We start from the raw sequence: 10,357 nt of genomic DNA, 5'->3' as shown, positions 1-10,357 counted from the left end.
CTGCAGGACGAGGACGGGCAGACGACCGAGTCCCACTCGATCTCGGCAGGCCTCGACTACCCGGGCGTCGGCCCCGAGCACGCGTGGCTCGCCTCGATCGGGCGAGCCGAGTACATCCCGGCGACCGACGACGAGGCGATGCAGGCGCTGCGCCTGCTCTCCGAGACCGAGGGCATCATCCCGGCGATCGAGTCGGCGCACGCCCTGGCCGGCGCGCTGCGGATCGGGCGGGAGCTCGGCCCCGACGCGATCCTGGCGGTGTGCCTCTCGGGCCGCGGCGATAAGGACATGGACACCGCCGCCCGCTACTTCGACCTCTATGACAAGGGAGTGGATGCCGCGGCCGCAGCGACCGCTCCCCGCGACGACGCCGCCAAGGGCGAGGGGGAGAAGCTGTGACCTCGCGCGTCGCCGCCGCGATCGACGCGGCCCGCGCCGAGGGGCGCGGGGCGTTCGTCGGGTACCTGCCGCTGGGCTTCCCCGACCTGCAGACGAGCATCGACGCCGCCGTCGCGCTGGCCGAGAACGGCGCCGACATCCTCGAGCTCGGGCCGCCGTACTCCGACCCGGTGATGGACGGCACGGTCATCCAGGAGGCCACGCAGGCCGCCCTCGCAGGCGGTTTCCGCCTCCGCGACACGTTCACCGCCGTCGCCGAGATCACCCAGCGCGTGGACGTGCCCGTGCTCGTCATGACCTACTGGAACCCCGTGCTCCAGTACGGCGTCGACCGCTACGCCGACGACCTCCTCGCGGCCGGCGGTGCCGGGCTCATCACCCCCGACATCACGCCCGACGCGGCCGCGGAGTGGGTGGCCGCGAGTGAGCGGACCGGGCTCGACCGCGTGTTCCTCGCCGCTCCCACCTCGACCGACGAGCGCCTCGCGCTCATCGCGCAGTCCTCGACCGGGTTCGTGTACACCGTGTCGACGATGGGCATCACGGGGGAGCGGGCGCAGCTGGATGCCGCGGCGCGCACCCTCGTCGCGCGCCTGCGCGAGCACGGCGTCCAGAACGCTTGCGTCGGCATCGGCATCTCCAACGCAGAGCAGGTCGCCGGGGTGCTCGACTATGCCGACGGAGCGATCGTCGGCACCGCACTCGTCCGCGCCCTGCGCGACGGCGGAATCGACGGTCTCTCCGAGGCCGCGCGCGCGCTCGCCGCCGGCACCGTGCGCCCCGCGAACTAGACTTCATCCGTCGGCCCGCCGCCGGCACCCCCGACAGCCAAGGATCCGATCGCCCATGATCTCCGCCGCCGCGAGCGTCGTCGCCAGCATCCCGAGCCCCTCCATCAGCTCGTTCAACGTGGGTCCGCTGACGATCCACTTCTATGCGCTGTGCATCATCGCCGGCATCGTCGTCGCCACGCTCATGACGAATCACCGCCTCACCAAACGCGGCGCCGAGCCGTGGGTCGTGATCGACATCGCGCTGCTGGCGGTGCCGCTCGCCATCATCGGCGCGCGCATCTACCACGTGGTCACCCACTGGGACTTCTACTTCGGCCCGGGCGCCAATCCGCTGTCGGCGCTGTTCATCTGGGAGGGCGGCATCGCGATCTACGGCGCCCTCATCGGCGGCGCGATCGGTGCGTGGCTCGGATGCCGGTGGACCGGCATCCGGTTCTGGACCTTCGCCGACGCCCTCGCTCCCGGCCTGCTGCTCGCCCAGGCGCTCGGACGGTTCGGCAACTGGTTCAACCAGGAGCTCTACGGACTTCCCACCGACCTGCCGTGGGGACTTGAGATCGCCTATCCGAACCCGGCGTGGCCCGTCGGGCTCCCCGAAGGCACGCTGTTCCACCCGACGTTCCTGTACGAGGTGATCTGGAACATGATGGGCGTCGTCGTGCTGCTGTGGGCCGGAAAGCGGTTCCGTCTCCAGTGGGGCCGCCTGTTCGGTCTGTACCTCGTCTGGTACAGCGCCGGGCGCATCGTGTGGGAGTCGATCCGCATCGATCCGAGCGAGATCATCCTGGGCCTGCGCACCAACGTGTGGGCGGCGATCTTCGGGGTCATCGTCGGCCTGGTCATCTTCTTCGTGCAGAAGCGCCGTCACCCGGGCTTCGAGCCGTCGCCCTATGTGTCCGGACGCGAGTGGACCGCCGGACAGGCTGTACAATCGCAGGACACCGACGACTTCGTCGACGTCAGCGAACCCCCGACGTCCGAAGTCGACGAGGCCAGCGCCACAAGCACTCCCGCCACGAAATAGCGCGCTCCGCGCGCGCCCCCGGGCCGACGTCGTCCCATTTTGAGCATCAACGTGAGGACGGTAGGTATGGCTGCGAGCCCCCGTCATCTCGCCTCGACCGAGGCGAAGACCCCCGAACAGACCGGACTGTCGGGCTTCCCGCGCAAGCAGGGGATGTACAACCCGGCGTTCGAGAAGGACGCCTGCGGCCTGGCGATGGTCGCGACGCTCCGGGGCGAGGCCGGCCACGACATCATCGACCTGGCGCTCACCGCGCTGCGCAACCTCGAGCACCGCGGTGCCATCGGCTCCGACGCCGGCACCGGCGACGGTGCGGGCATCCTCACCCAGATGCCCGACGCGTTCCTGCGCGCGGTGGTCGGCTTCGACCTGCCGCCGGTGGGGGAGTACGCGGCGGGAATGGTGTTCCTGCCCCGCGATGACGACGCGCGACAGGCCCAGAAGGACGGGATCGAGCGGATCGCGGCATCCGAGAACCTGACGGTCCTCGGATGGCGCGAGGTGCCCACCGTCGACGAGAACCTCGGAAAGCTCGCGTTCGCGGCTCGGCCCGTGTTCGAGCAGCTGTTCGTGTCGCGCCCGGCCGTCGGCGATGCGCCGGCGCTCTCCGGCATCGCTCTGGATCGTCGTACGTTCCGCCTGCGCAAGCGCGCGCGCACCGAGCTCGACGCGTACTTCGTGTCGCTGTCGGCCCGCACCCTCGGCTACAAGGGCATGGTCACGACGCTCCAGCTCGAGCCGTTCTACCCCGACCTCCAGGACGAGCGCTTCGCCTCCGAGCTCGCCGTCGTGCACTCGCGCTACTCGACGAACACCTTCCCGTCCTGGCCGCTCGCGCAGCCGCTGCGCATGCTCGCCCACAACGGCGAGATCAACACCGTCAACGGCAACCGCAACTGGATGCGCGCGCGCCAGTCGCAGCTCGAGTCGGAGCTCCTGGGCGACATCGCCCCGCTCCTCCCGATCTGCACCGACGGCGCCAGCGACTCCGCCTCGTTCGACGAGGTGCTGGAGCTGCTCACCCTCACCGGCCGCAGCCTGCCCCACGCGATCATGATGATGGTTCCCGAGGCCTACGAGAAGCAGGCCGACATCGACCCGAAGCTGCGCTCGTTCTACGAGTTCCACTCCATGCAGATGGAGCCGTGGGACGGCCCGGCAGCCCTCATCTTCACCGACGGCACGCTCGTCGGAGCCACCCTCGACCGCAACGGGCTGCGCCCGGGCCGCTGGACCGAGACCACCGACGGCCTCGTCGTGATCGGAAGCGAGACGGGCGTGCTCGACTTCGAGCCCGAGCGCATCAAGCGCCGCGGTCGCCTGCGCCCCGGACGCATGTTCCTCGTCGACACCGCGCAGGGCCGCATCGTCGAGGACGACGAGATCAAGCGCGATCTCGCCGAGCTCGAGCCCTGGCAGGACTGGCTGGACTCCGGCCGGGTTCGCCTGGCCGACCTCCCCGAGCGCGAGCACATCGTCCACCCGATCGCCTCGATCACCCGTCGTCAGCGCACGTTCGGCTACACCGAGGAAGAGGTCAAGATCCTCCTCACGCCGATGGGGCAGACCGGCGCGGAGCCGCTCGGCGCGATGGGCTCCGACACCCCGGTGGCCGTCCTGAGCGAGCGGCCGAGGCTGCTGTTCGACTACTTCACCCAGCAGTTCGCCCAGGTCACCAACCCTCCGCTGGACTCGATCCGCGAAGAGGTCGTGACGTCGCTCTCGCTGGGGCTCGGTCCGGAGCGCAACCTGCTCGAGTGGGGACCCGACCACACCCGCGTGGTCACGCTCGACTTCCCTGTGATCGACAACGACGAACTCGCCAAGATCCAGCACATCGACACGGCGCTTCCCGGGCGCACCTCGGTCACCATCCGGGGGCTGTACCGTGTCGAGGCCGGCCACAAGGGCATGCAGAAGCGCCTGACGCAGATGTGCCAGGAGGTGGACCAGGCCATCGAGGACGGCGCCGAGTTCATCGTGCTCTCGGACCGCGACTCCAACAAGGACCTCGCCCCGATCCCCTCGCTGCTCATGCTCGCCGCGGTCCACCACCACCTCATCCGCAAGCAGACCCGCATGAAGTGCGGTCTCGTGGTCGAGGCGGGCGACGTGCGCGAGGTGCATCACGTCGCGACGCTCATCGGGTACGGAGCATCCGCCGTCAACCCGTACCTCGCGATGGAGACCGTGGAGTACCTCGTCCGCGCCGGTTACATCACCGGAATCGCGCCGGAGAAGGCCGTCAGGAACCTGATCTACGCGCTCGGCAAGGGCGTCCTGAAGATCATGTCCAAGATGGGCATATCGACCGTGTCGTCGTATGCGGGCGCGCAGGTGTTCGAGGCCGTCGGCCTGTCGGAGGACTTCGTCGCGAAGTACTTCACGGGCACCGAGTCCAAGCTGGGAGGCGTCGGGCTCGACGTGATCGCGGCGGAGAACGCCGCCCGCCACGCCTACGCCTACCCCGAGGATGCCGCCGTCCGCGCGCACGAGCGCCTATGGACCGGCGGCGAGTACCAGTGGCGCCGCGACGGCTCGCCGCACCTGTTCAACCCCGACACGGTGTTCCGGCTGCAGCACTCGACGCGCACGCGCCGCTACGACATCTTCCGCGAGTACACCAAGCTCGTCGACGACCAGGCGAGCGAGCTCAAGACGCTGCGCGGCCTGTTCAAGCTCAAGACGCAAGGGCGCACGGCGATCCCGATCGACGAGGTCGAGCCGGTGTCGTCGATCGTGAAGCGATTCTCGACCGGTGCGATGAGCTACGGCTCGATCTCGCGGGAGGCGCACGAGACGCTCGCGATCGCCATGAACCGTCTGGGCGCCAAGTCGAACACCGGCGAAGGCGGCGAGGACGTCGACCGGCTTCTCGACCCGGAGCGTCGCAGCGCGATCAAGCAGGTCGCCTCGGGCCGGTTCGGCGTGACGAGCCTGTACCTCACCGAGTCCGACGACATCCAGATCAAGCTCGCGCAGGGGGCCAAGCCCGGCGAGGGCGGGCAGCTTCCGCCCACGAAGGTGTACCCGTGGGTGGCGCGCACGCGTCACGCCACGGCCGGCGTCGGGCTGATCTCCCCGCCGCCCCACCACGACATCTACTCGATCGAGGACCTCAAGCAGCTGATCTTCGACCTGAAGCGCGCGAACCCGAACGCGCGCGTGCACGTCAAGCTCGTGAGCCAGTCGGGCATCGGCGCCGTCGCCGCCGGGACCGCCAAAGCCCTCGCTGATGTGATCCTGGTGTCCGGCCACGACGGCGGCACCGGTGCGAGCCCGTTGAACTCGCTCAAGCACGCCGGCACCCCCTGGGAGCTCGGCCTCGCCGAGACGCAGCAGACGCTCATGCTCAACGGCATGCGCGACCGCGTCGTCGTCCAGGTCGACGGCCAGCTCAAGACCGGTCGCGACGTGATCATCGGCGCCCTGCTCGGCGCCGAGGAGTTCGGCTTCGCGACGGCGCCGCTCGTCGTCTCGGGCTGCATCATGATGCGCGTCTGCCACCTCGACACCTGCCCCGTCGGCGTGGCGACCCAGAACCCGGTGCTGCGCGCGCGCTTCAACGGCAAGCCGGAGTTCGTCGTCAACTTCATGGAGTTCATCGCCGAAGAGGTGCGCGAGTATCTCGCCGAACTCGGCTTCCGATCGCTCGACGAGGCCATCGGCCACAGCGAGCTGCTCGACATCGACGGCGCCGTCACGCACTGGAAGGCGAGCGGACTCGACCTCGCGCCCGTGCTCGGGGGCCCGGTCTTCGCCGACGACGAGCCGCGCCGCAACCGCATCGGCCAGAAGCACGAGCTCGAGGACCACTTCGACGTGCAGCTGATCGAGCGGGCGCAGGACGTCATCGCCCACGGCGGGCACGTGAGCGTGGACCTTCCGATCCGCAACACGGAGCGCGCCGTCGGCACGCTGCTCGGCCATCACGTGACCGTCGCTCGCGGTGAGAACGGCCTGCCGTCGGGAAGCATCGAGGTGAACCTGACCGGCTCGGCCGGCCAGTCGTTCGGCGCGTTCATGCCCGCCGGCATCACGCTGCGGCTCGAAGGCGACTCGAACGACTACGTCGGCAAGGGCCTGTCCGGTGGACAGATCGTGGTGCGCCCCCCGCGACGTGCGACCTTCGACGCATCCCAGAACGTCATCGCCGGCAACGTCATCGGCTACGGCGCGACGCAGGGCACCCTGTTCCTGCGGGGCGTCGTGGGGGAGCGGTTCTTCGTCCGCAACTCCGGAGCGACGGCGGTCGTCGAAGGCGTGGGCGACCACGCGCTCGAGTACATGACCGGTGGCCTCGCGGTGATCCTCGGCGCGACGGGCCGCAACCTCGGCGCGGGCATGTCGGGCGGAACGGCCTACGTGTACAAGCTCGACCGCAAGCTGGTCAACCGCGAGGCCCTCGCAACCGGTGAGCTCGAACTCGGCGCGCTCGGATCGGGCGACGCCGAGATCCTCCGCGACCTGCTCGAACAGCACGTCGCCGAAACCGATTCGACCCTCGCCGCGGCGCTCCTCGCCGATTTCGAGGTCGAGCTGGCGAACTTCGTCCGCGTCCTGCCCCGCGACTACGCCGCGGTGCTCGAGACGCGTCAGAACGCCGTCGCCGAGGGGCTGGACCCCGACGGCGATGTCGTCTGGAACCGCATTCTGGAGGTGACGGGTGGCTGACCCGAAGGGCTTTCTCAAGGTCACCGAGCGCGAGCTGCCGGCACGCCGGCCCGTGCCGGTGCGCATCATGGACTGGAAAGAGGTCTACGAGCCGGGCGACACGGCCGTGCTGCGCCGCCAGGCGGGGCGCTGCATGGACTGCGGCGTGCCGTTCTGCCACAAGGGCTGCCCGCTGGGCAACCTGATCCCGGAGTGGAACGACCTCACGTGGCGCGGCGAGGGCCGCTCGGCGAGCGAGCGCCTCCATGCGACCAACAACTTCCCCGAGTTCACCGGGCGCCTGTGCCCGGCGCCGTGCGAGAGCTCGTGCGTGCTCGGGATCAACCAGCCGGCCGTGACGATCAAGCAGATCGAGGTGTCGATCGTCGACGAGGCGTTCTCGAACGGCTGGATCGAGGCTGAGCCGCCCGGCCGCCTGACCGGCAAGACGGTCGCCGTGGTCGGCTCCGGCCCTGCGGGCCTGGCCGCCGCTCAGCAGCTCACGCGCGCGGGCCACACCGTGGCCGTGTTCGAGCGCGACGATCGCATCGGCGGGCTGCTGCGCTACGGCATCCCGGACTTCAAGATGGAGAAGAAGCACCTCGAGTCGCGCCTTCGCCAGATGCGGGACGAGGGCACCAGGTTCCGCGCCGGCGTCGAGATCGGCAAGGACATCTCGTGGAGCGACCTGCGCGCGCGCTACGACGCGGTCGTCATCGCGACCGGTTCCACCGTTCCCCGCGAGCTGGCGATCCCCGGCCGGGACCTGGCCGGGGTGCACTTCGCCATGGAGTACCTCATCGAGTCGAACAAGGCGGTCGCCGGCGACGCGGTGCCCAACCAGATCTCCGCCGAGGGGAAGCACGTCGTCGTGATCGGCGGCGGCGACACCGGCGCCGACTGCATCGGCACCGCCCACCGCCACGGCGCGCTGAGCGTGACCAACCTGGCGATCGGCCGCCGTCCCCCGGGCGAGCGTCCCGACCACCAGCCCTGGCCGATGTCCCCGACGGTGTTCGAGGTCCAGTCGGCCCACGAGGAGGGCGGTGACCGGTCGTACCTGGCCAGCACCGTCGAGTTCCTCGGCAACGAGGCGGGCGAGGTGCGCGCGCTCCGCGTGGCCGAGACCGAGTTCGTCGACGGGCGCCGCGTGCCCAAGAGCGGCACCGAGCGGGAGATCCCCGCGGACCTCGTCCTCATCGCGATGGGCTTCACCGGCCCCGAGCGGCAGCTGCTCGAGGAGCAGCTCGGCGCGCAGTTCACCGGGCGCGGCAACGTGCACCGCGAGAACGACTACCAGACCACGGCTCCCGGCGTGTTCGTCGCGGGCGACGCCGGCCGTGGTCAGTCCCTGATCGTGTGGGCGATCGCGGAGGGCCGCGCGGCCGCCGCGAGCGTGGACGCCTACCTCATGGGGGAGACGCAGCTGCCCGCCCCCGTCCGCCCGACCGATGTCGCGATCGGCCTTCAGCCCGCGTAGGCTGGCCACGGCATTCGCCCTAGAAACCACCCGGAGAAAACACACGGATGAGACGCGCCAAAATCGTCGCCACCCTCGGCCCCGCCACGTCGACCTATGAGAGCGTTCGCGCGATCATCGACGCCGGTGTCGACGTCGCCCGGTTCAATCTGAGCCACGGCGACTACTCGGTTCACGACAACAACTTCGCCAACGTGCGCAAGGCCGCAGACGACGCCGGCCGTCCCGTGGCCGTCCTCGTCGACCTCCAGGGCCCCAAGATCCGTCTCGGCAAGTTCGAGAACGGCCCCCACGAGCTCGCCGTCGGCGACATCTTCAAGATCACCACCGAGGAGATCCTCGGCACCAAGCAGATCGTCGGCACGACGTTCAAGGGCCTCCCGAACGACGTCAAGGCCGGCGACTTCCTGCTGATCGACGACGGCAAGGTGCGCGTCGAGGTCATCGACACCGACGGCACGGTCGTGACCACCAAGGTCGTCGTCGGCGGTCCGGTCTCCAACAACAAGGGCATCAACCTCCCCGGCGTCGCGGTGAACGTCCCGGCACTGTCCGACAAGGACGAGGCGGACCTCCGCTGGGGCCTGCGCGCCGGCGCCGACATCATCGCTCTGTCGTTCGTGCGCGATGCCAAGGACGTCCAGCGCGTGCACGTCATCATGGCCGAGGAGGGCCGTCACCTCCCGGTGATCGCCAAGATCGAGAAGCCGCAGGCCGTGGACAACCTCGAGGAGATCATCGACGCGTTCGACGGCATCATGGTCGCCCGCGGCGACCTGGGCGTCGAGCTCCCGCTCGAGGCGGTCCCGATCGTGCAGAAGCGCGCAGTCGAGCTGTGCCGACGCATGGCCAAGCCCGTCATCGTCGCGACGCAGATGCTCGAGTCGATGATCGAGAACCCGGTGCCCACGCGCGCCGAGACGAGCGACGTCGCCAACGCCGTGCTCGATGGAGCGGATGCCGTCATGCTCTCGGGTGAGACGAGCGTCGGAAAGTACCCGGTCGTCGTCGTCGAGACGATGGCCCGCATCATCGACTCGACCGAGGAGCACGGGCTCGAGCGGATCCAGCCGCTCACCACCAAGCCCCGCACGCAGGGCGGAGCGATCACGCTCGCCGCGCTCGAGGTCGCCGAGTTCGTCGACGCGAAGTACCTCTGCATCTTCACCGAGTCGGGCGACACCGCCCGCCGCATGTCGCGGCTGCGTCCGCGCATCCCCATGCTCGGCTTCACGCCCGAGCCGGCGATCCGCCGTCGCATGGCGCTCACGTGGGGCGTGACGTCGACGCTCGTCGAGCATGTCACGCACACCGACCGCATGTTCATCCAGGTCGACGACTACCTGCTGTCGAAGGACCTCGCGAAGGTCGGCGACAAGGTCGTCGTGATCTCTGGCTCGCCTCCCGGAATCATCGGCTCGACCAACGACATCCGCATCCACAAGGTGGGCGACGCGGTGCACGGCAAGGCGCCGATCTACAAGTCGAACGAAATCTGACGCGCGGCTCCACCGCCACGACGGTCGCGCTCACTATGCTGAGCGCGACCGTTGTCGTTTCCCCCCAGGAGGACCCCGCATGGACTTTTTCTGGTGGCTGCTGTGGATCTTCTGGTTCACCGCCTACATCTACGTGGTGGTCATCGTGATCACCGACCTCTTCCGGGATGAGAAGCTCAGCGGCTGGCTCAAGGCGCTGTGGATCATCGCCCTCGTCTTCGTGCCCTTCCTCACCGCCCTCGTCTACGTGATCGCGCGTGGTTCGGGGATGGCCGAGCGGGCGCGGGCGCGGTACGTGTCGGCACCGGAGGTCGACGAGTACAAGCCGGCCGCCTCCGCGAGCCCGGCCGACGACATCGCGAAGGCGAAGGCGCTCCTGGACGCGGGCTCGATCTCGCAGGGGGAGTTCGACGCTCTCAAGAGCAAGGCGCTCGGAAACCAGTACTTCGGCGCCTGACGCACGCCCCGGGGAAGGTCGGCTACCGTGGGAGGGCGCACTCGGCCCCCC

General features: G+C 69.4%; 7 protein-coding genes. All 7 read left to right on the top strand.

Going from position 1 to position 10,357, the window contains the following annotated elements; genetic code table 11:
- Nucleotides 1-399, top strand: a 399-nt coding sequence (locus ACE3O1_RS12835) for a pyridoxal-phosphate dependent enzyme (RefSeq protein WP_374315643.1), incomplete at its 5' end; no start/stop codon positions are given.
- On the top strand, nucleotides 396-1,190 hold the full coding sequence (trpA, locus tag ACE3O1_RS12830; protein WP_374315641.1) for a tryptophan synthase subunit alpha: 795 nt from the start codon (nucleotides 396-398) through the stop codon (nucleotides 1,188-1,190). The genes ACE3O1_RS12835 and trpA, both read left to right, overlap by 4 nt.
- Before the next feature lie 55 nt (nucleotides 1,191-1,245).
- Nucleotides 1,246-2,217: a prolipoprotein diacylglyceryl transferase gene (lgt, locus tag ACE3O1_RS12825; protein WP_374315639.1), complete on the top strand. Its 972-nt coding sequence runs from the start codon at nucleotides 1,246-1,248 to the stop codon at nucleotides 2,215-2,217.
- Between the two features lie 66 nt (nucleotides 2,218-2,283).
- On the top strand, nucleotides 2,284-6,891 hold the full coding sequence (gene gltB, locus ACE3O1_RS12820; protein ID WP_374315637.1) for a glutamate synthase large subunit: 4,608 nt from the start codon (nucleotides 2,284-2,286) through the stop codon (nucleotides 6,889-6,891).
- Nucleotides 6,884-8,350: a glutamate synthase subunit beta gene (locus ACE3O1_RS12815; protein ID WP_374315635.1), complete on the top strand. Its 1,467-nt coding sequence runs from the start codon at nucleotides 6,884-6,886 to the stop codon at nucleotides 8,348-8,350. The genes gltB and ACE3O1_RS12815 overlap by 8 nt, the downstream gene beginning before the upstream one ends.
- Nucleotides 8,351-8,397: 47 nt before the next feature.
- The gene (gene pyk, locus ACE3O1_RS12810) at nucleotides 8,398-9,849 is read left to right on the top strand and encodes a pyruvate kinase (RefSeq protein WP_374315633.1); all 1,452 of its coding nucleotides are present in this window, start codon (nucleotides 8,398-8,400) and stop codon (nucleotides 9,847-9,849) included.
- A 79-nt stretch (nucleotides 9,850-9,928) separates the two neighbouring features.
- On the top strand, nucleotides 9,929-10,306 hold the full coding sequence (locus ACE3O1_RS12805; RefSeq protein ID WP_374315631.1) for an SHOCT domain-containing protein: 378 nt from the start codon (nucleotides 9,929-9,931) through the stop codon (nucleotides 10,304-10,306).
- Nucleotides 10,307-10,357: the final 51 nt, after the last annotated feature.

It is taken from the genome of Microbacterium sp., assembly GCF_041909575.1.
In the GTDB taxonomy this organism is placed as follows: Bacteria; Actinomycetota; Actinomycetes; order Actinomycetales; family Microbacteriaceae; genus Microbacterium.
Note: the sequence above shows the minus strand (reverse complement) of the source record. Positions and strands in the feature narration are given on the sequence as shown.

Excerpts from the sequence above, each read along its gene's own strand:
- lgt (WP_374315639.1), top strand. The coding sequence starts at position 1,246 with ATGATCTCCGCCGCCGCGAGCGTCGTCGCCAGCATCCCGAGCCCCTCC.
- gltB (WP_374315637.1), top strand. The coding sequence starts at position 2,284 with ATGGCTGCGAGCCCCCGTCATCTCGCCTCGACCGAGGCGAAGACCCCC.
- pyk (WP_374315633.1), top strand. The coding sequence starts at position 8,398 with ATGAGACGCGCCAAAATCGTCGCCACCCTCGGCCCCGCCACGTCGACC.
- ACE3O1_RS12805 (WP_374315631.1), top strand. The coding sequence starts at position 9,929 with ATGGACTTTTTCTGGTGGCTGCTGTGGATCTTCTGGTTCACCGCCTAC.